The 22,757-nt window shown below is 27.0% G+C and carries 22 protein-coding genes; 3 read left to right on the plus strand and 19 right to left on the minus strand.

From position 1 onward, the window contains the following. Positions 1 to 41: 41 nt before the first annotated feature. The 10 genes from KQI36_RS07920 to KQI36_RS07965 form a co-directional block, all read right to left on the minus strand. A complete protein-coding gene (locus tag KQI36_RS07920) occupies positions 42 to 3,644 on the minus strand; it encodes a S8 family serine peptidase (protein WP_216450465.1) in 3,603 nt (1,200 codons plus the stop codon). A 198-nt stretch (positions 3,645 to 3,842) separates the two neighbouring features. After that, positions 3,843 to 4,511, minus strand: a complete 669-nt coding sequence (locus KQI36_RS07925) for a helix-turn-helix domain-containing protein (RefSeq protein WP_216450466.1) — start codon at positions 4,509 to 4,511, stop codon at positions 3,843 to 3,845. A gap of 38 nt (positions 4,512 to 4,549) precedes the next feature. After that, a complete protein-coding gene (locus KQI36_RS07930; RefSeq protein WP_216450467.1) occupies positions 4,550 to 4,921 on the minus strand; it encodes a DUF3783 domain-containing protein in 372 nt (123 codons plus the stop codon). A gap of 691 nt (positions 4,922 to 5,612) precedes the next feature. Next, positions 5,613 to 6,134: a peptidylprolyl isomerase gene (locus KQI36_RS07935; RefSeq protein ID WP_216450468.1), complete on the minus strand. Its 522-nt coding sequence runs from the start codon at positions 6,132 to 6,134 to the stop codon at positions 5,613 to 5,615. A gap of 186 nt (positions 6,135 to 6,320) precedes the next feature. Next, the gene (locus tag KQI36_RS07940; RefSeq protein ID WP_216450469.1) at positions 6,321 to 7,397 is read right to left on the minus strand and encodes a cache domain-containing protein; all 1,077 of its coding nucleotides are present in this window, start codon (positions 7,395 to 7,397) and stop codon (positions 6,321 to 6,323) included. Then, positions 7,397 to 7,786, minus strand: a complete 390-nt coding sequence (locus KQI36_RS07945) for a hypothetical protein (protein WP_216450470.1) — start codon at positions 7,784 to 7,786, stop codon at positions 7,397 to 7,399. The genes KQI36_RS07940 and KQI36_RS07945 overlap by 1 nt, the downstream gene beginning before the upstream one ends. A 711-nt stretch (positions 7,787 to 8,497) precedes the next feature. Beyond that, positions 8,498 to 9,274, minus strand: coding sequence for a glutamate racemase (murI, locus tag KQI36_RS07950; protein ID WP_216450471.1), 777 nt, complete (start codon positions 9,272 to 9,274; stop codon positions 8,498 to 8,500). 238 nt (positions 9,275 to 9,512) lie between these two features. Next, on the minus strand, positions 9,513 to 10,034 hold the full coding sequence (locus KQI36_RS07955; RefSeq protein ID WP_216450472.1) for a TDE2712 family protein: 522 nt from the start codon (positions 10,032 to 10,034) through the stop codon (positions 9,513 to 9,515). A 154-nt stretch (positions 10,035 to 10,188) separates the two neighbouring features. Next, a complete protein-coding gene (locus KQI36_RS07960) occupies positions 10,189 to 10,407 on the minus strand; it encodes a DUF2922 domain-containing protein (RefSeq protein ID WP_010297949.1) in 219 nt (72 codons plus the stop codon). A 179-nt stretch (positions 10,408 to 10,586) separates the two neighbouring features. Then, complete coding sequence (locus KQI36_RS07965; protein ID WP_216450473.1) at positions 10,587 to 10,808, minus strand: DUF1659 domain-containing protein; 222 nt, start codon at positions 10,806 to 10,808, stop codon at positions 10,587 to 10,589. 154 nt (positions 10,809 to 10,962) lie between these two features. Here KQI36_RS07965 and KQI36_RS07970 point away from each other — a divergent pair, with 154 nt between their 5' ends. After that, entirely contained in the window at positions 10,963 to 12,024 is a 1,062-nt protein-coding gene (locus tag KQI36_RS07970; protein ID WP_216450474.1) for a DnaD domain protein, read from the plus strand. Positions 12,025 to 12,928: 904 nt separating this feature from the next. Here KQI36_RS07970 and lexA read toward each other — a convergent pair. The 9 genes from lexA to KQI36_RS08015 form a co-directional block, all read right to left on the minus strand. Continuing rightward, a complete protein-coding gene (lexA, locus tag KQI36_RS07975) occupies positions 12,929 to 14,386 on the minus strand; it encodes a transcriptional repressor LexA (protein WP_216450475.1) in 1,458 nt (485 codons plus the stop codon). A gap of 66 nt (positions 14,387 to 14,452) precedes the next feature. Then, positions 14,453 to 15,487: an ion channel gene (locus KQI36_RS07980; protein ID WP_216450476.1), complete on the minus strand. Its 1,035-nt coding sequence runs from the start codon at positions 15,485 to 15,487 to the stop codon at positions 14,453 to 14,455. 300 nt (positions 15,488 to 15,787) lie between these two features. After that, a complete protein-coding gene (locus KQI36_RS07985) occupies positions 15,788 to 15,976 on the minus strand; it encodes a ferredoxin (protein ID WP_010297970.1) in 189 nt (62 codons plus the stop codon). 78 nt (positions 15,977 to 16,054) lie between these two features. Further along, positions 16,055 to 16,246, minus strand: a complete 192-nt coding sequence (locus tag KQI36_RS07990; protein ID WP_010297973.1) for a ferredoxin — start codon at positions 16,244 to 16,246, stop codon at positions 16,055 to 16,057. 1,570 nt (positions 16,247 to 17,816) lie between these two features. Continuing rightward, positions 17,817 to 18,026 (minus strand): hypothetical protein, encoded by a 210-nt coding sequence (locus tag KQI36_RS07995; RefSeq protein WP_216450477.1) that lies wholly within the window; start codon positions 18,024 to 18,026, stop codon positions 17,817 to 17,819. A 28-nt stretch (positions 18,027 to 18,054) separates the two neighbouring features. Next, the gene (locus KQI36_RS08000; protein WP_216450478.1) at positions 18,055 to 18,501 is read right to left on the minus strand and encodes a hypothetical protein; all 447 of its coding nucleotides are present in this window, start codon (positions 18,499 to 18,501) and stop codon (positions 18,055 to 18,057) included. Positions 18,502 to 18,505: 4 nt separating this feature from the next. Further along, positions 18,506 to 18,709: a helix-turn-helix transcriptional regulator gene (locus tag KQI36_RS08005; protein ID WP_010297983.1), complete on the minus strand. Its 204-nt coding sequence runs from the start codon at positions 18,707 to 18,709 to the stop codon at positions 18,506 to 18,508. A 178-nt stretch (positions 18,710 to 18,887) separates the two neighbouring features. Further along, the gene (locus KQI36_RS08010) at positions 18,888 to 19,328 is read right to left on the minus strand and encodes a GNAT family N-acetyltransferase (RefSeq protein ID WP_216450479.1); all 441 of its coding nucleotides are present in this window, start codon (positions 19,326 to 19,328) and stop codon (positions 18,888 to 18,890) included. A 129-nt stretch (positions 19,329 to 19,457) separates the two neighbouring features. Next, positions 19,458 to 20,429, minus strand: coding sequence for a sulfurtransferase (locus tag KQI36_RS08015; RefSeq protein WP_061995318.1), 972 nt, complete (start codon positions 20,427 to 20,429; stop codon positions 19,458 to 19,460). A 645-nt stretch (positions 20,430 to 21,074) separates the two neighbouring features. Here KQI36_RS08015 and KQI36_RS08020 point away from each other — a divergent pair. Then, positions 21,075 to 21,749 (plus strand): TIGR04283 family arsenosugar biosynthesis glycosyltransferase, encoded by a 675-nt coding sequence (locus tag KQI36_RS08020; protein WP_216450480.1) that lies wholly within the window; start codon positions 21,075 to 21,077, stop codon positions 21,747 to 21,749. 5 nt (positions 21,750 to 21,754) lie between these two features. Next, positions 21,755 to 22,756: a phosphotransferase gene (locus KQI36_RS08025; protein ID WP_216450481.1), complete on the plus strand. Its 1,002-nt coding sequence runs from the start codon at positions 21,755 to 21,757 to the stop codon at positions 22,754 to 22,756. Position 22,757 lies beyond the last annotated feature (1 nt).

The raw sequence follows: 22,757 nt of genomic DNA on the forward strand, positions 1-22,757 counted from the left end.
CATAAGAATTGAATCTTTTTAATTTAACTTGAGCCTTAACCTTAATTTTTATTGTTGTTATTTATAGATTCAGATTCTAAAAACCCTTCAAATTCTGATGGTATAGAAAAAAATAAATTACTCTCCTGAATGCTTCTCATATTTTCAAATACTTTTCTAAAATCCAATACTCCATATCCTACTTCTTTATTAGGATATATAACCTGTGGAATTTGTTTAGTTCCTCTTATTAAATAAGTTCTAACCTTTGGTGTATACATATATATATCATTTTCTTTTACTATACCCCATTCTAAAATAAGAGCTACCGCACCTGCAAGAACTGCTGTAGCTGCACTTGACCCTGTAACAACCTTTGTACCTCCCCCTACAGTGGTGGTTAAAACTTCAAATCCTCCTATACATAAATCTGGTTTTATTCTATTATCTCTAGTGAATCCTCTCCCTGAAGATGCAATTAAAGTACCTTTTTCTTGATTATAATATGCTGTTGTTATTATATTATTTCCATTACCAGGAGATGTTATAGTTGTATATGGATCTGGGTTTAAAAATTTTGTTTCAGGATCTAAAAGCGCTCTTTGATATATCCATAAATTATAATTTCCATTCAATATAAAATCTCCTATTATTCTAAATTGCCAAATTCCTGGATTTAAATCAAACATTCTAACTTGAATAAATTCATTTCCTGATGAATTCTCTGATATAAAATATTCTATAGTTACTCTAGTTTTTTCATATACAAACTTTATCTCATCTATTGCTTGTAATTTAACAGGTATTTTTCCTATAGATTCTCCACTCGGTGATGTTATACCGATAGAAATTTTATCTGGAGAAGTTGCCCAAATAAATATACTTAACCCCTTTTGATTTGGACCTACTTGTAGTTCTACGTTACTAATATCACCAGTCTTATCCAATTTACCACTAGTATGAGTTTCAGTATCTCCTTGATTTCCTGTTCCTGTTACGGCTATAACACCTCTTTCATTAGCATATCTATCTATAAACCTTTCTAGTACAGTGGTTCCATCATGAGCACCAGCATTACTCTCCATTGGAATACATATAACTAATGGTTTATCTAGTTTTTCATGACAATCTAATAAATACTTTATGGATATAGCTATAGATGTACTACTATAAATATTATTACCTTTATCAAATACGGCATTTTCTCTTAAAGTATTTTCATCTGACCTTAAAGTCTTAATAATTATAAACTCACAATCCGGTGCTGCTCCTAGCACTCCATTTTTTCCTCTTGCACCAACTATTCCAGCAACTTCTGTTCCATGTCCAACATCATCTTTTTGTGGAACTATTAAATAAGGGTCTTCGCCACGTCTATATGCTTCTATTGCTCTATCAATATCCTCTCTAGTATATTCGCTTCCATAATAAAAATCGCTTGGTGGGTTACCACTTTCATCTTCTTGATCCCATATAGAAATTATTCTGGTTTTCCCATTTTCCAACATAAACTCTTCATTTAAATAATCTATGCCAGTATCTATTATTCCAACAATTACTCCAGTGCCTCTTAATTTAAGAAATTCATTATTATGAAATGAATTTATATTGGCAACTTCAATTGGTGATATTGTTGCTAAGGTATAAAGATTATTAGGTTCAATATTTGTAACAGTTTTACTATTATTAAAAACCTCGTCTACACTATCTTGTTTTACAATTAGTATTGCATAAGTAGGTGTTAAAATGAAAACACATCCTTTAGGATTATTTTTAAATTCAGATACTATATCTCCAGAATATTCAACTAGAAATATATCATAATCTAAATTTTGATATAATTTTTCACACTTAAGTAAATCTTCAGGAATATTTTCATTTGACTTATTAGATGAATTATTTGTCAAACTCTCATTAGGTTTAACATTTACTTCTCGATTATTTTTATCCATAACTCCCCCTCTTAATGGCTCTTCATTAATCCAAACTTCTAAAGCATTCCTTAGGCATAACGTACCATAACCCCATGTAGGATTAGGATATACTTCAGTTTTTCTTACCACTCTTGCTCCCTTTAATAAATAATATTTTAGCCTTTGCCCATATAGATATGGATCTCTTCCTTTTACAAATCCCCATTCCATAAGTAATGCTGCGGCACCTGAAACTGATGGCGCTGCAACTGATGTTCCTGTTAATGCATCAAATCCACCACCAGGTATTGGCCCTTCTACATCTATTCCTGGTGCTACTAAACTAGGTTTTATAATTTCAGCCCCTTCTCTTCCTCTTCCTGAAAATGGTGATATATCACCTATTGCACTGTTGTAACTTCCAACAGTTATAACGTCTTCAACAGTTCCCGGTATCCCTACAGTGTTAAAGACTGTTGGTCTTGTAAACCTTGTTTTATCATTTAATGCCTCACTTATAGGCAACCATATATCTATATCTGTGATTTCATCACTTTCTCTATAAATTATAAGTGACCAAACACCTTCTAATAATTCATCACCTTGAGCTACTAATGTTACCAAAATTTCTCCTGCAATATTAAAAGGAAGTGGTCCTGTGTAAAATACATAATAATATGTTCCTCTTAAGTTTCCTTCTACAAAGCCTCTTGTTAAATTTATTCTAGGTGTTACACTTCCATCTGGTGACCTAATACTAATACTTATATCAGTTAAAAACCTTTTATATAACCTTAATATTATTCCAACTTCTCCTTTATCCACATTAAAAGATATTTCTTTTTCTCCACCCTCTATAAGCTCCCTTGCATGATGCCCTTTATTTCCTTCATTACCGGCAGCAACACAAAATGTTATTCGCTCTAATGTACATACTGTTGATATATATTCTTCAAATAATGACCTTCCATCATGGGCACCATCATTTGTACTAAAGCTCAAATTTATTACTAGTGGTTTATTTAATTCCTTTCCTTTATCTATTAAAAACTTAATTCCTCTCATTACTTGACTACTTTTTGTAAATCCACCAGTAGCTTCACCTGTAAGTTTAACCATTGCAATAGAACTTTCAGGGGCTACACCATAGTATTTAGTTGGGATTTTACCTCCTGCACAAGCTACTCCTGCAACATGTGTTCCATGACCTACCCTGTCTTGATGCGGCACAATATTATATGGATTAGGAGATTTTATTGCTTCATCAATTTGCGCTTTATTATATATCTGTTTTAACTGCAAATCATATATATAATCAATTCTTGATAAACCTTCCTCATTTCTAAACGCTTGATGCATATAATCTATTCCACTATCTATGAATCCTACTAAAACTCCATTTCCAGTTAGCCCATAAGTACTTTTTACATCAGTTATACAAGATGCCCTATTTGTAGTTTCACTATTATAATAAAGGTTTTTAGGCAATTCTATATACTGTATTTCTTTTATTGTTCCAAGTTTCTCCAAATCACTAAACTTAATTGTTATTATGCCAAACCCATATCCTAAATCTTCAAAAGTAGCCCCTAATGCCTCTACCTGCCTTCTAACTGCATCTCTTTCCTCCCCATAAAGTGCTGCTATCTCTATATTTTCATCTATATCAAATTTATATTTTTGAGTTAGTTTTCCAATTAAAGCTCTTGGTATACTTAAAAACAAATTATAAAATCCTTCAGTCCTAGCCATATAAATTTCACTCCAAAATATTACTCTATTAATATTTTATGATTGAAAGTGCAAAAAAAGTATTCATAAAAAATTATGAATACTTTTTAACTAAAATCTGAATATTTTTTAGTTATATACCAATAAATAAGAAGTAAATTTTCAAACCAAATTTGTTATAAAACAATGGACTGAAATTTATTAATAGTGATGTTATATCTAAATTTCAAACTCAACCCTATTTAATCTAGCAATAACTTTTATATCTTTATGTGATACAGTCTCTGTTTTTAATGAGTTTTTGTTACTTATTAAAAGTAATTTATTATTATCTAATCTTTTTATTTGTCTTATAACTCTAGTATCATTATAATCTATAAGACAAATTGCATTATTCTCTATCTCATTTGTTAGATTTGCAAAAGCAACATCATCTTTACAAATTCTAAAACCCATCAAATCATCATTTTCTATTTTAATAAATAAAACTTTTTCTGGATTAAAACCCTCAACCTTTTTAGATATTACAGGTAATTGTTTAGTCCCTACAGTTTTATTTAAACCATAGCCATATATACCTATTGTTTTTATAACAGAACCAAAAGCGTCATTCCATACATCATTTACCTTTTCTGGAGTTTTAGCTTTAGGCATTGGTTGACTTTTTTCTTCTTCATAAGCTATGTTTTGGAACATATTACTCATACTTTGTACACTTCCACCTAATACCTTACCTATACGCTCCATAAATTTTTCATTTATTACTTTTTTTCCACTTTCAATTTCATTAATAAAACCTTCAGAAACACCCAGTTTTTTACCTAACTGTTTTTGGCTCATTCCTTTAGCATTTCTAGCGTCTCTGATGCTATCTCCTACTTTACTCATAACTATTCCCTTTCTTTTTACATGTTAATATATAATATTTATTTAGAAAATCTTTTTTTCTCTTCTATTAAATGCTCTAATAAAAATTTAAAACTCCAATTTATAGACACTGGCGTTATAGCTGCTAGTATTGGCTTATCTTCTAAATTATTTCTAACAGCATTTATAGCATTTTGTAATGAACTATTTGCTAAACCATTGAATATAATAACCTTTTCCTTTGGCAATTCTTCTACGCTTTCATTACCTTTATTACCTAAAATTATTTCTTTCATTTTAAACTTTGCCATACCATCATTAATAACTATACATTCTTTTGAAACCTTGTTTTTAAATACTTCATTTAATTTATCTACTTCCTCATTAGTTAAACCATATGTTATCAATAACTTATCATTTAAATCACTCATAAATTCTATTAGCTAAACCTACTAAATTATTTTAAGTAGTATTCTCACAAATTTTAATTTCTCTATTTTGTGAGGCAGCTAACTCTCCTTTCATACCATAATTTATTTTAGTTAAAATCTTATTTTAGTTAAAAGCTTATTTTAATTTTAGTTAAGAGTTATTGTAATTACTAGTCACTTTATTCCTAGTAATTCTCAACGTATTTTTTTTAATCTACAAAAGTAAAACTTCTAATTAAGCAATTCCTACAAGTTCTACTTCCATCACAAGAGGGACAGGTTCATTTGGGACTATTTTCTTCGCTTTAACTATAGATTCCACAATTACTGTATTCGTATAACAAAATAAGCAAAGAACCAGTACCCCTATTTGGGTTTTAGTGAAGTCTTTAAATAAGCAATTGCCCCTAGTGTTGGCTCCATCACAAATGGGACAGGCACGGTAAATTTATTTACTTCGCTTAAAATTAGATGCTCTCTTAGCTTTGCACTTCTTAGTTAATAAATCAAAGCCATTCCCCAACAATTCAAAGAAACTGGCAGCCCAGTTTCACCCAACATTGTCAATTGTCAAATGTCCATTGTCAATTGTTTTAACTCTTAACTAACTAAATAACCGTTTAAGTAATTGAAAATTGACAATAGCTATAAAATCTTTACTGGCTATTGTCAATCACTTAAACTCTATTAATTATTGTATTTTTTCTGGTTCGTCATATTCTACACCAAAAGTTTCAACAGTAACTTCTTTCATAACCTGATCTTCTTTTGGTTTATCCATATAGTTTGTTGGAACTGAAACTATTTCATTTGCAACTTCTAAACCTTCAGTAAGTTTTCCAAATGCAGCATATTGACCATCAAGATGTGGTGAATCAGCAACCATTATAAAGAATTGGCATCCTGCTGAATCTAAAACAACTGTTCTTGCCATTGATAATACACCAGGAGTATGTTTTAAATCATTTTTAAAGTTATTTGCTCTAAACTCTCCTTTTATACTATAACCAGGATTTCCTGCACCTGTTTTCTCTGGACATCCACCTTGAATCATGAATCCTGGGATTACTCTATGGAATATAAGACCATTATAAAATCCCTTTTTTATAAGACTTATAAAGTTTTTAACTGTATTTGGTGCTATTTCTGGATATAACTCTGCTTTCATTACTTTTCCATTTGCCATTTTTATTGTTACTATAGGATTTTGCATTTATTTATCGCTCCTTTAAACATTGTATTTTTTAGATATTATAACATATTTGAACTACTGTCCTAAAGAAAATACATGAAAAAAATCTATTTTATATTATTATTCACTACAACAAATATAATTATAGGTTTTTTAAAGATTTTTAGGCGCAAAATCTAATAAAAGATTTTACGCCTAAATTTTTATTTACTCTTTACTTTTTTTATCGTTATTTTTATCTTCATCTTCGCTTTTTTCCTTATTTCCTTCTTCTATTTTATTTTCTAATATCTTATCTGCATATTCAGTAAGTTTTTCATAATTCATTGTTCCATCAGAATTAGTTATATCTTTCAGATTAATATCTACACCTAAGAATCTTTTTAATAAAATTTGTACAATCACTAAAAAAATTCCTTGTAGTGTGGCTAAAACCGTTGCCTTTTTACTATTATTCTCATCAAGTTTTTCCATCATATTTTTATCTACTTCAACTACTAAAGTCCAATTAAGTTCTTCATCTATAGGAAAATACGTTCCATAAACTATTTGTCCCCTATAGTCTTTATATGGTGTGTACCTAGAATAATCAATATTTAATTTAACACGATCTATATCAATTTTTTCTTTTCCTATAGCTCCAGGTATATATTTAGATTCAGTTAAAAACATACCTTTTTCATTCACTATATAAGCCTCTGAATATTCATCTAATCTGCATCTTTTCATTATATCATTTAGTTCTTTTATATTTATTCTGATAAAAATTACCCCTGATATCTTTTTATTTTCATCTACTATAGGGTTGTACATATCCACTTTGTACTCCCCATCATTAAATATAGTTTCCACTTGAAATTGACCAGTATTTAAAGCGTTATTTATTGCTTCTGAATTTGAAAAAACATCTGGATTATCAACATACCCATAAACTATTTTTTTTTCTTTATTTAAAACTACTATATTATCATAGCGTTGTTTACTTGCTGTAATAAAGTTCATTTGTTTCATTATTTTTTTTTCATCCATATCACTAAGTCCATCTGCCAATGAATATAACTTGATTTCATAATATACCTGATCTATAACATCTTGTACCGTCTGCGATAAATCTTTGCCAGTGCCATATATATTATTTATTATCATTTCGTTATTTTTTTCTAAATTATCCTTATTTACTTTTAAAAATCCTGCCATGGAAAAGATTATAGAGAATAAAGTTATGATAATAACGCTTATTACAAATCTATTTTTAGGTTTTTTAGATTTTTTAATACAAATCATTATAATTCTTCTTCATAAGAGTTAACCGTTAATGCTAAGTTTTTATCATACTTTATAAATTCTATAATTAATGATGCACCTGGCAGCACAATAAAGTAATCTTTATCAAGTATATTAGTATTTTTATCTACCTTAGTTTTATAAAATAATAAATCATAATCAAAGTTTTTATCTTCACTATCTATAGAATCCTCTAAATTACAACCATAAATTTTTACTTCATTTTTTTCTTTAGCATTTTTAACAATAATATCATTTATAATATATATGCTGTTACTATTTTTAGGATTGATAATATTTATTTTATTGGAATCCTCTTTCATCTTAAGCTCAATAAAACTATTAAATTCATTCTCATCCTTTGCTTTTTCCATCTTAAATACTTTCATTTCATACTACCCACCTTATTTCTTTAAAGTAGTTCTACTTAAAGCTATTCATTTATCAAGTTAGAAACTTCAAGTTAATACTAAACATATTTTTAAATTTACTTTCGATAAAAAAATCTAAGCAAACAATTTCTCCAAGTTCTACCTCCATCACAAGAGGGTTAATAGTGAATAGTTAATAGTTGCGGTTATTACTAGTCACTTTGTTCATAGTAATACTAAACGTATCTTTTTTTAATCTACAAAAGTAAAACTTCTAAGCAAGCAATTCCCCTAGTGTTGGCTCCATCACAAATGGGACAGGCACGGTAAATTTATTTACTTCGCTTAAAATTAGATGCTCTCTTAGCTTTGCACTTCTTAGTTAATAAATCGAAGCCAGTCCCCAACAATTTTTCAGAAATTGGTTGCCACTTTCATCCTAAACTCTTAATTCATAATTCTTAATCCTTAATTTTTTTAATTGTCAAATGTCTATTGTCAATTTTTATAAAATTTTTCCATATTCAAAAAAAGTGAGTACATACTCAAAAAAATCAAAATTTGAGCTGATTTCACTTTTTACTATATAATTAACTTATGAAATAAAGGGGTATGTTGTTAAAGTATTTTACTAATAAATACGTTTTTATTATTTAAAATTTCTAATTTTTATATTAAAAAGCCTAAATTTTACTTATCTTATTGTATAAGTAAAATTTAGGCTTTTAATTAAGAATTAAGTAATCTGTAACTAAGCTCTATCATCTCTTTTTTATTTAATGAATTATATATTTCTACTATCCCTTTTTCACTTTGTGGGTTTTTCATATTTCTAATAGTTAATAAACGTTCTAACTGTTTAGCAGTACCTAAACTTCCATCTATTATGTCCACATCTTTTCCTACAAATTCTACAATCTTATCTTTTATAAATGGATAATGGGTACAACCAAGAACTATTGCTCCTAAATTTTCGTTGCTTAAATTCTCTAGTTTTTCTTTTAAATAATTATGTATTTCTATACCATCTATATTGCCAGTTTCTATTAACTCTGCTAATCCACCACAAGGAAGCGGCTTTATATCTGCTACCTTTTTATATTTTTCTTGTAACTTTGCAAACTTTTTCTCTACTAATGTTATCGGCGTAGCCATTATAACAATTTTACCTTGTTTTTTTAATTCTACTGCTGGCTTTAAAGCTGGCTCTATACCTATAATTGGAATAGATTTATATTCTTTTCTCAAATCTTCTACAGCTACACTTGTTGCTGTATTACAGGCTATAACTATTGCTTTAACATTTTTACTTAATAAAAACTTTATAGCATTAAAAGTCAGTCTTTTTATTTCACTATATTCTTTTGTTCCATATGGAGCATTTGCCGAGTCTCCATAATATATAAAGTTTTCATTAGGTAAAATCTTTAAAGTTTCTTTTAAAACACTAAGACCACCAACACCTGAATCAAAAAATCCTATACAATCTCCCTTACTTAAATTCACTACTTTCACCACCCAAATATATTTGTCTTATTATTTATTTAATTATACCTTAATTCTCATGAACCTAAACATAATAAAGTTTAATAAAATTTTAAACATAATTCTTAGTTACTATACATTTTTTCTCATTTTATATATAAAAAAATATATCACATTAATTATAAATAATAAAGAATCTTATTCTAAAACTAAAATAACTAGCTATTTATTTTTCACAGCTAGTTATTTTTCAATATAATTATTTACAAATTTCTTCTAATTTTTCTTTTATATATTCTGTTATTTCTTTCTCTCCAATACAAGTCCTATCATCCATTATAGGTGGCTTTACTCTAAAGAAATTTATTATTAATTTATTATCAGAAACTATATATTCATCTGAATGTAATGGTGCAAATATAACTTCAACTTCTTCAAATTTACTTCCTTTTATTTGTGATGTTAAAGAATCTAGATTTAACTGCTTAACAGGAGCTGCCATCGCATTAGTATATTCCAAATCTTCCATCATCCACATATTATTATTCCAGAATTTCTTTTCTTTTTTATTTCCTACAAATGGCTCTCTATTTTTTATAGAACTTAGTGCTCTTCTCACTGACTCTGCATTAAATTCATCATCATAAGCTACACTTAATGCTGTCATTTCTGATACATCATAGAAAAAGCTCTCTGGTATGTTATCCTTTTCACTAGCAGCCTGCCAAAAATATAGCATTGCTTCCACAGCTTCAAGGTTTAACTTAATCCTTTGTAACATATTCAAAACTCCCCTTATATTTATTTACATACTTAATATGCATTTTTTATACTAAAGTTTCCATCTATTATATTATACAATAATTGGCTTAAGATAAGTAAGAATATTTTAAATATTTTGTTTTAAATAAAAAAATATGCCCGAAGGCATATTTTTAATTTAAGTTATATTCAGTTTTCTTAGTTTCTACTAATTTAGCAGATGATTTTTTAACTAAATCACCTTTTTTATAATCTAATATGTTTTTACTTATTATAACATCCATAAAATTTGAAACTTCTTCATCAGTTATATCATCCTTTACATTTTTCAATGTAACATTATTTTTATTTCCTTCCTCTGTTATAAACGTCATAACTAAATCCTTCTCCATGAAAACCCCTCCTAAATATAAAACACTATAAATTGAAATTTATGGTGACTATTATTTTAAAATTCCTAAATAATATAGAAAAATCTAACCTTTTAGACTCTATATTAAGTGTAACTATTTTAGAAAATAAATTTTTCACCAGGGAAGATACTTTGTTTATACCATCTCCCCTCCCCATACTAACCTAAAAGATAACCTTTCTCCTCTTTAACAACCTCTTGCATTTCTCCAGCTAAAAGGTTGTCCACTTCTGTTGCTAATTCATATAACTCTTCATCTGTTGCAGATACTTTAATTTTTGAAAGTTTTTGTGATTTTAAAATGTCCTTTCCGTCATTATCTACACCTACCTTACAAATTAAGTTAATGGCTTTACTTGTTTTAACATTAGTTACTGCCATGTTTATCAACCCCTTTCACTTTATATATATACAAAAACGTCTACCAGTTCACAGCAAATTTAAATATTTTGTAAATATTTCGGAACTCCGTCCATTTAATGCATATATACAAGGTGAACATATTATTTTTTTATTTAAATTGGAGGTTTTTATTATGTTGTATATGTTAAATTTTAACGAAAAGGAAGCTTTAGAATTAAATGTGAACTTAGATGATATTTTAATTTTAAGTTATCTTAAGGAAAACTATAAAAACTTTATATGTAAAACTTTTAATAATACTAACTTTTATTGGGTTAATTATGAAAATATTATTTTCACTTTGCCTATTCTTAATATAAAAAAAGATACTCTTTATAGAAAACTGAAAAAGCTTTGTAGTAATAATATTTTGATTCATAAAATTGTTAGAGGTGGTGGCACTTATTCTTTTTATGCTTTTGGAGATAATTTTTATAAAATTTTCCATACTAATTCTAATAAAGATATTAATAATCACATAGAAGATACTGTAGATGATGATATTTTAAAATCTAACATTAATCCTATATCTTCGGATTTAAATTCAACAGCTACCCAAAATTTATCCAATAATACGGATTTTGATTCTAACTCTAACGGATTATCTTTAAACCTAGCCAAAGATAAATCCGAACTAGTTGGAATTTTTAAAGAGCTCTTCGAAAATAACTCCTTAACAAAAGATATATATAATATATTAAATAACATAGCTATGTTATTTAATAATATAAAATCTATAAATAGATTTTATAATTATAGTAGTAGTAATAATAACAATAATATTAATTATAGTTTAGATATGGATTTTAATTCTAATAACAGTGAAATTTATTCCTACTATAGCGAATCTGGATTTGGTATTTTAAACAAAACTGTTATAAGCCTCTTAGATAAACTTGTAGATGAAAATAATATTACTGATGTAAAAGATGCTATGACAGAAGCAGTAAAGAAAGGTAATACTAATATTTGCTATGTAGAGGGTATACTTAGAAATTGGAAAAATAAAACTAAAAAAACTGCATGTAATATATCATCTAAGGCTAATTTTTCTTCATCCAAATCTAAAGATAGCTTTAATAATTTTGAGCAAAGAAACTATGATTTTGATGAGCTTGAAAAGGAGCTTTTAGCACATAGTGATGATGTTTTTGAAACTATGGCTGCTAATTGTAACACTTCTTTTAATTTTTAATTATAATATATTAACATTAATTTTAAAGGATGTGTATTCCTTGAACTTATTCAATGTTTTTTTAATTTTTTTATCACTTCTAAACTTAATTTTGTTATTTAAAATTGATTCTATTAAAAGCACCGCTATTTCAGTATTTTTATTTTCAGTATTTTCTATAATAGGTGCTGTTATGTTTTCTTTTGGATTTAATATATTCTTTTTTGATAATATAGATAATGATAATTTTATAGGTTTATTTTTTATGTATCTACTTCCAGTAATCTATGTCTATACAAAATCTAAGCTTATTAAACTCACTAAATTTACTAAGACAAAATAACCTAAATATATATTTCATATCATATAACAATAACAAAATGGACAGGCACATGTAAATTAACTCCTGTCCTTCTTGTTACGGCTGTACACTATGAAAATATTACATATTTTTAGTTAAAAGTGAATAGTTGTAACATTTTGCTAGTTAAGAGTTAACAGTTGCGGTTATTACTACTCACTTTGTTCCTAGTAATTCTAAACGTAATTTTATATAAATTTGCAAGGCAAATTATATTAATAGATTAAAAAGAAAGTGGTAACCACTTTCCTCCTAAACTTTTAACTCTTAATTTTTAACTCTTAACTATCTTAAGGACCGGCTTTGATTGCTTTAGGTTTTATTGATAATCTTTCGATTTCACTGTAAAAATAACTTATGGAAAATATACTTTGGTACGCCTGTCCTTCTTGTTACGGCTGTACATTTTGAACTTAGCTTTAGTTAGATTTATATCTTCAATTCAGCATTTATTCTCTCTAATTCAAAGAAACTGGACTAGTCCAGTTTCAACCATCATTGTCAAATGTCAATTGTCCATTGTCAATTTTTAAAACTTTTAACTCTTAACTATCTAAGGACTGGCTAACTATAGTTGTGCTTATCTTTTATTATTCCTATGGCTTTACCTATTATCATAGCATTTTCATCTACCACTTCAATAGGTTCATATTTCTCGTTTTCTGGCATTAAAAATACCTTGTTATCCTTTATATTTAACCTTTTTAATGTTGCATTCCCATTTAAATCTACTGCAACAATATCATTGTTGTTAGCATTATACTGTTTTCTTATAAGTACATAGTCCCCATCATCTATATTTGCATTGATCATACTATTTCCTTTTACCTTTAATATAAAAGAACTTTCAGCACCTTTTAACCAATACTTTGGCATTTTAAATGCTCCTTCAAAAGTGTCATTTATCATAATTGGTTCTCCTGCTGCTATATCATTGTATATAGGTATATCTAATAGCTCGTCCTCTAATAAAACTTCACCTTTGCCATTAGGATCTAATATAAAATTCTCCTCACTACTTGTATCTTTGGCAAAATCAAATTCTATATTATGCCTAATATCTAAAAATTTATAACTCTCCATAAATAAATTATTTTCTTCCTCCCCTTTAATCTCACATAATTGCTCTTGCTTTTTCTGTATGAATTTTTCTTTTAATATAAAAGTTTTTACATTCTTATATTCTTTAAATAGATTTTTTATATTTATGCCTTCATATCCTAAGGAGTTTTCTATGGATTTATCTTTGTTATTAAAGGTAAGTATTATATTTGAGTAATCTTTTATATCCATAGATTCTAATAATGTGTCTAATTGCAATTTGCTAAATTTATTAATTTCATCTAATACTAAATGTGTATAATTTGTTCCTTTTACCTTATTAGTTAAAATAGAAATTTCATCAGAGATTTTATTTTCTTTTAAAGCTAAATAATACATTTCCATTAACTCATATATAATTTTTCTAGTAACAGAATTTCTAGGTAATGATTTTGGAGCTAAACATTCTATTTTACGGCCACGTCTTATTAATTTTTGATAATCTTCTAATTGATTTATATTTCTATTTTTTATGTATTTAAACTCACTTAAAAAGAACTCATCATACTGCTTTTTTAATATTTTTGACCTTTTATTACTATTTTTTAATATTCCCATGCAATCATATAACAGCTTGTAATGTACACTTTTACTTATTTTATTATTATCAAATTCCCCATAGTTTTTCTTTATAAATTCATCAAAGGTCATAATGTCAACTTTACTTTGTATATATGAAAATAAACTTATCATATTCTTATTTTCAAGATACTTATAATATTTTAAAATAGCATCATTTTTTTCTTCCTCGTTACTTACTATCATTAATATATCGTCATTTTCATATAAACAGTAATTATCTTTTAAATATAATATCCTATTTATTGCTGTAGTTGTTTTTCCTGTTAAGTTTTCCCCTTTTATAATAAGTACCCCACTAAATTTTGAACTTATTATATTTCTTTGTTTTTTAGAAATCAAAATAACACCCCCTTTGTTATATTTTTCTATTATCTTTTACTTAATATTATAATGTTTTTAATTAATTTATCTAGTCATCTTTCTTACCAGTGTTGATGTCCATATAGCTATCATGAGAACACCAAACATTATTTCTGTATTAGCTATTATTATACTTATAATTCCTTCTGGAGTTATGTTTCCATAACCTACAGTAGCAAAAGTTACTAGACTAAAATGAAAACAATATAAAAAATCAGTTAAAAAACTTTTACTAAAAACATTATTTAAGTTATATTGAATAACTTTATCTTCTATTCTTACCCCACCAAATAAATATAATATTGAACATATTAAAACTATAATAAGGGAAAAACTAAAGGCTCTAAATGGCTTTTCTCCATACCCACAAACCCAATATGATGCGAAAGATTTTAGTTTTCTCCACCCTTTTAATGTTTTATGGTCTGCTTTTTTACTTTCATAAAAACAGTAGCCATACTTATCACCTAAGTCATTTTTTAGATATTGGTTAGCAAAGGCTAAATAACTATTAGATATTTCATTATAAAATTCAGGTCTTCCTTTGTTAAAAAAATCAATAATATTATAATTAAAACCACCTACATATGAAGCTAAATTTAACCTACTATTTTTTCTATTATTTATAAACTGTATATCAAATCTTTTTCTAGTTCCTTTTATTAAACAATTAGTTAAGATACATTCATCTATAAATTTAACTTTTTCATAGGAGTTTTTAACTAGGTTACATTGCCCTAAAAAAGTATCTTTAAATGCAATAGTTTTTAAATAAGATTTTCTTATAATTATATTTTTCAAGTTACAATTACTAAAATTCAAATTTATTAACTCAGTATTATAAATACCTAAAATAGAATTGCTAGCTATACTACAATTAGTAAAGGTACAAAATTGAAAAGTGCATTTTTCAAAAATAACATTTTCAAATCTCACATTCTTAAAATCTATATTTAAAAACGTACAACGTCTATATTTAATTCCTGTAAAATCTAACTTCTCTTTTCTTTCTTTTTTAAACTCCTTTAATTCTATTACACCATTTTCTGCAATAAGAACTCTTTTCTTACCAATTTTCATATATCTAAACCCTTTCAATTCCTTTAAGTATGTTTAAATAAACACTTCATTGATATACTCCTAGTGCCACTATGACTAGATTTCATATCCTTTTCTTATGACAAATATACTTTGAATCCTTCACTTTTCATTTTTTATATTATTTACTATAGTTTTAAAATAAATGTTAATAAACTAAAAAAGAGTATTTATCATTACGGTAAATACTCTTTTTAGATTACCTCTACTTTTTTATAAAGTAAGAAGTTTTCCAAGTCCAATCACTCTACATCCTTTTTTGATTAAAAGATGGCTAAAACTTTAATCTATTGATATAGCGCTTGTTGGACATCCTTCTGCTGCTTCTTTTGCAGAATCTTCTGCTCCATTTGGAACTTCGTCTACGGTAGCATGTGCTTTTCCATCATCGCCCATTTCAAAAACTTCTGGACATGTAGCTGGACATAATCCACATCCTATACATTCATCTTGATTTACTACTGGTTTCATAAAAAATCCTCCTATTAAAGCCCATAAAATAATAAGTCTTTATTCATTCTCAGTTATAATAACCATTTTTAAATTTTTTTATTCGTTTAATGATATTGCACTTACTGGACAACCATCTCTAGCTTCCACTGCTGCATCTATAGAATCTTCTGGTACAGAATCTACTATAGATTCTGACTTACCATCGCTTCCAAAATCAAAAACTGATGGACATGTTGCAATACATAATCCACAACTAATACATGTGTCTTTATCAACTACTGCTTTCATCCAAATCGCCTCCTAAAATGTTCTTCTATAAATTTAGTTTGCACTTTTTATTGATAATTTATCCATATAACTTAATTACTATAAAGTTTATTTTTTTAAACTCTAAAAAATAATATTTCTATAACAAATGAAATTTTCACACCATAACAAGAGGGACTTTTGTAGTTAAGAAGAGTTAATAGTTATGGTTATTACTACTCACTTTGTTCTTAGTAATACTAAACGTATCTTTAAACCTAGTTCTGCTAACAAAATCTAAGTAAGCAATAAATTATGGTCTTAGCTCCATCACAAATGGGACAGGCACGATAAATTTATTTACTTCGCTTAAAATTAGATGCTCTCTTAGCTTTGTACTTCTTAGCTAATAAATTAAAGCCAGTCCCTAACAATTTCAAAGAAAGTGGTTACCACTTTCCTCCTAAACTTTTAACTGTTAACTTTTAACTCTTAACTATCTTAAGGACCGGCTTTAATTGTTTTAGTTTTTATTGATAACATTATGATTTCAATGTGAAAATAAATTATGGAAATTTCACTTTGGTACGCCTGTCCTTCTTGTTATGGCTGTAGATTTTGAATTTAGCTTTTGTTAGTTTAATCTCTCAAACCCAGAATTTACTACCTTTAATTCAAAGAAACTGGTAATCCAGTTTCAACCAACATTGTCAATTGTCCTTTGTCCATTGTCAATTTTTTAAAAATCTATACCTCAACTAAGTATGCAATCGTTCAAAGTTTTACCTCCATCACAAGAGGGACAGACGCGTAATTGGCTACTTTACTATACTTTAGACTTGATACTTTTGTTAATTTTAATTTTTCTCCAATAGTGCTCGAAGTCGGTCCCCATCAACAATTTTAGCAATACACCTAAACAATCAATTCCTTACAGTATTATCTCCATCACAAGAGGGACAGGTTCATTTGTGGCTATTTTCTTCGCTTAATTGTAGATTCCACAATTACTGTATTCCCATAACAAAATAAGCAAAGAACCAGTACCCTTATTTGGGTTTTAGTGAAGCCTTTAAATAAGCAATTACTTCTAGTGTTGCCTCCATCACAAATGGGACTTTTCTAGTTAAGAGTTAAGAATGAATAGTTAATAGTTATGGTTATTACTACTTACTTCGCTCCTAGTAATTCTAAACGTAATTTTATATAAATTTGCAAGGCAAATTATATTAATAGATTAAAAAGAAAGTGGTTACCACTTTCCTCCTAAACTTTTAACTATTAACTTTTAACTATTAACTATCTTAAGGACTGGCTTTAATTACTTTAAATTTTATTGATAACATTTTAGATTTCACTCACGAAATAACTTATGGAAAATATACTTTGGTACGCCTGTCCTTCTTGTTACGGCTGTAAACCATGAATTTAGCTTTTGTTAGTTTAATATCATAAACTCAGAATTTACTCCCTTAAATTAAAAAGAAACTGGTAATCCAGTTTCAACCAACATTGTCAATTGTCCTTTGTCCATTGTCAATTTTTTAAAACTCTTAACTATTTAAAATTATATTTTGTCCTTTGTCCATTTTTCCAAACATTTATTACGCTTTTATACAACTTTTTTAAACAACTCTTTTTTATAATTTTTAATTTTAGACATATCATGTTTTTCAGAATATATTCCTAAAAATATTAATGCAGACCCTATACCTACACATAGTCCTTTTATAAATTCAGGAATTATATTAATACAATTAAATATTAGAAACACACCATAAAACAATATTCCAAACCTTATGTAATTATTTAACTCTTTCATAACATCTACCCCTTACATGATTAATTATTTAATATTTTTTATTGTAATAAATCTTTAAACCAATCCTTACTACCCCTACAATGAATAAGGTCATTATTAAAGTAAAAAATACAATTTCATTATAAAAACCAGATACAATAATTCCTAAAGCTAATATAACTGTTATTATATTTATTGCCATTAAACTGCTCTTTAATAAAATTAACTTTTCACGTTCATCATTTTCTTTTATATATAATAATTTAAGTTTTTCCTTATTATTAAGAGCATTTCTAAATTTTATAATATTCATTAAAAGTAATGTTTCTAATCCAAAAAACATACCAAATTGAACACCTTTAATAAAATCTGTTGAATGATTACTTGGTATTTTAGCATTTATCATTGTTAAAGCTATTATAGCTGGTATAGTTATAGCTATTAATAATACGCACATTAATATTTTCTTTTTTAATACTTCATTATATCTTTCCATTTTACTAATCCCCCACCTCTGAAAAATCAAAAACCTCTTCAATTGCTAAATCAAAATATTTAGCTATTTTATACGCTAAAACTAAAGATGCAGTATACTTTTCACGTTCAATAGACGTAATAGTCTGCCTTGTAACACCTACAGCTAACGCAAGCTCCTCTTGCGTTACTTTCCTCTCCTTTCTTAACTGTGAAATTCTAGTTTTCATACTTTCACACCGCCTTATGTATTTTAATACTTGTATAGTTAACTTTACATTTTTAGTATAGTTCGCTTTGCATTTAATGTCAAGCCTACTTTACATTTTTATATAATAAATTTTAAACATAAAAGAAGCTATTACTCCTCTAACCTTTAGTTAGTTTAGTAATAGCTCCATAATTAAACTATATATTTTTTATTATCATAACTTGTTCATTAGAATCTATTTCACCATTTATTTTAAAACCTATTTTTTCATAAAACTTTTGTGCAAATTTATTATTTAAATGAGTACTTAGTCTGATTTCATTGCAATTATATATATTTTTTACATGGTTTATAAGAGCCTTTATACATTGACTTCCATAACCCTTTCCCTGAAAGTCTTTATCTATCATAAATCTATCTATCCATACATTACCTTTAGTTTTTTCCATACCATACATGGCATATCCAACTAATAAGTTATCACAATATAAGGCTACTGACTTCCATTCTGGTTCAAAACAACTTTGTGCTAAAGAGTAACTATTAGGCTCTATAAATGCCCTTTGATTCTCACCTACCCTAAGTTTTTCAACTTCTCTCCAGTTTTTTTGTGTTACATCTTTAATTTTTACACTCACAATTCCATCTCGCTTTCAAATCACAATATTATTATAGGCTTTAATGCCTATATACTTTAAGTATACTCTTCTAAAGTTAAAAAAAGCATAAAACTTTAAAGTTTTATGCTTCTAAATTTAATTTAAATATTATTTTTCCACTTCTAAATCTGGTGTTCCTGCCCATGCTACATATGAAGCATCATAATTTTTAGCATTATTGTATCCTGCTAATCTTAATACCATAGCCATATGTCCTGAACGTATTCCAGATGTACAGTAAGTTACTATTTCATCCTCTTTACTTATTCCGTTATCTGTCATTATTTTTTCTATTTCATCTTGTGATTTTAATGTTCCATCTTCATTGTATAAAGTACTAAAATTAATGTTTATAGCTCCAGGTAAATGTCCTCCTCTAGCCTCACCATACTTTGTAGCACCTTCATACTCATCTTTTTCTCTTGTATCTATAATCTTAACTTTTCCTAAATTTTCTTTTAAGTGTTCTGTAGTTATATTTAAATCTTCTTTAAAACTATCAACTTTAACCTCTGCGGCAGTAGGTTTTACTTCTTCTTTAGAAGTTTCGTATTCTTTAGACTGCCAAAGATCAAATCCACCGTTTAACATTTTAGCATTTTCTAGACCTGCATATCTTAAAGTCCATTGAACTCTTCCGTCTTCACCCCAGCTACCTTTAACACCATAAAGAACTATTGTTTTATCTTTTGCTAAACCAAATTCTGATAGTTTTTTAGAAAGTGCTTCTGCATCTAAAACATTGTTTTCGTCATTAGATAAGTCTTTCCAAACTATATTAATTGCATTTTTTATATGACCTTTTTTATAATCTTTAGATTCTCTACAATCAACAATAACTACATCTTTATTATCAATATTTTCTTTTAACCAATCTGCATCTACTATATAGTCTTTATTTATGTATTCTTTTGCAGTTTCTTTTTTATCTTCTTCTTTCTTATTTTCTTGTTTTTGCTCTTGAGCTGCATTATTTCCATCTTTTTTAGCTTCATTATTAGATGAACATCCTATAAATATAGATGATGTCATTACCACTGCACATAATAAAGCCACTATTTTTTTATTATTTCTTAACATTTTTATATTCCCCCTTAATAACTATAGGATTACAAGTTGACTTTTCAAATTATCCATTCCAAAACTTGGATACCTAAAATAGTGATACATGCTCCGAATCACTTAAAATTCAACACTACCTTTTGCACAAAATTATTTTAAATTTATACAGCAAATTTTGGTTATCAGTTAAGAGAAAATATAAATAAATCCTAAAACAATCAAAGCTGGTACTAAAAAAGTACGTTTAGCATTATTAGGAATATAGTGAGTAATAATAACCACAACTATTAACTGTTCACTATTAACTCTTAACTAAAATAATCTGTTAGTTATTGATAAGATATTAATTTAAGTTTTGTCATTTGATAAATGAATAAGTTTAAAATTTAATTTGAAACCCTATATCTCTAATAGTTCCATAGGATTTTAGCATATATATTTAGCTTCTTTATGCTAACTAATTTAATATCCATCTTAAAACCCTACGTATTTTTATTTACCTTTATTCACCTCAATTCTACAAACAATAATTTTAAAAAACAATTATTTCTCTATATTATTTAATTAAACTATAGAAGTTTCATCTTCTATTTATATTTTAAATAGAAGAGTACCACATACCCTATGCTATAATACAGGTAGAATAGGTATGGAGGATTTTTTATGATTTCAGTTATAATTCCAACATTGAATGAAGAAAAAAATATTGAAAAATTACTTATAAAATTAAATAACATAAATTATCCTAAAGAAATTCTTATAGTAGATGGTGGTAGTAATGATAAAACTGTACTTATAGCATCTAAATATGGAAAAGTTTTAACCTCCCCTAGAGGTCGATGTAATCAACTAAATTTTGGAGCAAAAAATGCAAAAGGTGATATTTTATGGTTTTTACACTGTGATTCTATAATTGATGATTATAGTTTTAATCATATAGAAAAAACAATTAAAGAAAACTTTATAGGTGGGTGTTTCTCACTTTATTTTTATGACTTTAAAACCATATTTTTAAAATATATTTCCTACACTTCAAACCTAAGAGCAAAATATCTAAAATTAATTTTTGGAGATCAAGGACTTTTTATAAGAAAAGATGTATTTTTCAAATTAGGAGGTTTTAAAAAAATGCCTATTATGGAGGATTGGGAGTTCTCTACAAGGCTAAAAAAAGAAGGAAAAACTAAAGTTTTAAAAACACCAATAGGTACCTCAGCTCGAAGATTTATAAACGGAGGACAATTTAAAACCCATATTTTAATGCATAAAATAAAAATATTATATTTATTAGGAACTCCACCAGATAAACTATCTAAAATATACAAAGATATAAGGTGATTTTAATGACTACGGATTTTTCATTAGATATAAAAAACTATTTAAATATTAATAATCTATACAGTAACTTTGGATTAGATAAAAATTTTAAAGTTAAATTTCTAGCCCAAGGAGAATACAACATTAACTATATTTTATATGATAAAACTTTAAAATTAGTGTTTAGAATTAATACTGATAGCCAATTAAGATTAAATAACCAAATAGAATATGAATTTAATGCATTAAAACTTCTTGAAGGTTCTAATGTCACACCTAAACCAATATATGTAGATGGCTCTAGAAAAAACTTTCCTTTTGGAATACTTATAATGGAGTTTTTAAAAGGTAAACCTCTAAACTACTCTACTGACTTAATTAAAGCTTCAAATATTTTCAGTAAAATACATACTCTTAAAGTTCCTAAGAATCATGGACTTATAATAGAAAATAATATTCTACAAGACAGAATAAAAGAAGGAAATTGGCTTTTAGAAAGCTTTTTTAAAAGTGATATCCCTGACATGAAAATTAAAAATTTCTTTGAGAAATATATTAACTGGTGTGAAGATAATTTGCATCTGGAAAAATATTTCATAGAAAATCCTATTTTATCTATAAATAATACAGAAGTTAATTCACATAATTTTATAATTGGAGACGAAAACTATTTAATAGATTGGGAAAAACCTGTTTTGTCACATCCATGCCAAGACTTAACTCAATTTTTAGCTGATACAACTACTCTTTGGCGTAGCAATTACATTATAAGTGATATTAATAAGGATGACTTTTTAAAAGAATATTGTAATAAAAGTGGATTTAAATATAAAAATATAAAAGAATCTATAAATATTTATAATCCTTATTTATATTTAAGAGCATTAAGTTGGTGTGCTATGGCTTTTGTAAAATATCAAAGTGAAGATAAACTTATAAAAAATGAAGAGATTTTCTTGAAAATTAAAAGCTATTTAGATATAGATTTTATTTCGAAACTATTAAAACCATATTTTTCAGTAGATTAAC

It is taken from the genome of Clostridium senegalense (genome assembly GCF_018916625.1).
Classification (GTDB): domain Bacteria; phylum Bacillota; class Clostridia; order Clostridiales; family Clostridiaceae; genus Clostridium_J; species Clostridium_J senegalense.

Coding starts and splice junctions, on each gene's coding strand:
- KQI36_RS07920 (WP_216450465.1), bottom strand. CDS start 3,644: ATGGCTAGGACTGAAGGATTTTATAATTTGTTTTTAAGTATACCAAGA.
- KQI36_RS07925 (WP_216450466.1), bottom strand. CDS start 4,511: ATGAGTAAAGTAGGAGATAGCATCAGAGACGCTAGAAATGCTAAAGGA.
- KQI36_RS07930 (WP_216450467.1), bottom strand. CDS start 4,921: ATGAGTGATTTAAATGATAAGTTATTGATAACATATGGTTTAACTAAT.
- KQI36_RS07935 (WP_216450468.1), bottom strand. CDS start 6,134: ATGCAAAATCCTATAGTAACAATAAAAATGGCAAATGGAAAAGTAATG.
- KQI36_RS07940 (WP_216450469.1), bottom strand. CDS start 7,397: ATGATTTGTATTAAAAAATCTAAAAAACCTAAAAATAGATTTGTAATA.
- KQI36_RS07945 (WP_216450470.1), bottom strand. CDS start 7,786: ATGAAAGTATTTAAGATGGAAAAAGCAAAGGATGAGAATGAATTTAAT.
- KQI36_RS07955 (WP_216450472.1), bottom strand. CDS start 10,034: ATGTTACAAAGGATTAAGTTAAACCTTGAAGCTGTGGAAGCAATGCTA.
- KQI36_RS07960 (WP_010297949.1), bottom strand. CDS start 10,407: ATGGAGAAGGATTTAGTTATGACGTTTATAACAGAGGAAGGAAATAAA.
- KQI36_RS07965 (WP_216450473.1), bottom strand. CDS start 10,808: ATGGCAGTAACTAATGTTAAAACAAGTAAAGCCATTAACTTAATTTGT.
- KQI36_RS07970 (WP_216450474.1), top strand. CDS start 10,963: ATGTTGTATATGTTAAATTTTAACGAAAAGGAAGCTTTAGAATTAAAT.
- KQI36_RS07980 (WP_216450476.1), bottom strand. CDS start 15,487: ATGAAAATTGGTAAGAAAAGAGTTCTTATTGCAGAAAATGGTGTAATA.
- KQI36_RS07985 (WP_010297970.1), bottom strand. CDS start 15,976: ATGAAACCAGTAGTAAATCAAGATGAATGTATAGGATGTGGATTATGT.
- KQI36_RS07990 (WP_010297973.1), bottom strand. CDS start 16,246: ATGAAAGCAGTAGTTGATAAAGACACATGTATTAGTTGTGGATTATGT.
- KQI36_RS07995 (WP_216450477.1), bottom strand. CDS start 18,026: ATGAAAGAGTTAAATAATTACATAAGGTTTGGAATATTGTTTTATGGT.
- KQI36_RS08000 (WP_216450478.1), bottom strand. CDS start 18,501: ATGGAAAGATATAATGAAGTATTAAAAAAGAAAATATTAATGTGCGTA.
- KQI36_RS08005 (WP_010297983.1), bottom strand. CDS start 18,709: ATGAAAACTAGAATTTCACAGTTAAGAAAGGAGAGGAAAGTAACGCAA.
- KQI36_RS08015 (WP_061995318.1), bottom strand. CDS start 20,429: ATGTTAAGAAATAATAAAAAAATAGTGGCTTTATTATGTGCAGTGGTA.
- KQI36_RS08020 (WP_216450480.1), top strand. CDS start 21,075: ATGATTTCAGTTATAATTCCAACATTGAATGAAGAAAAAAATATTGAA.
- KQI36_RS08025 (WP_216450481.1), top strand. CDS start 21,755: ATGACTACGGATTTTTCATTAGATATAAAAAACTATTTAAATATTAAT.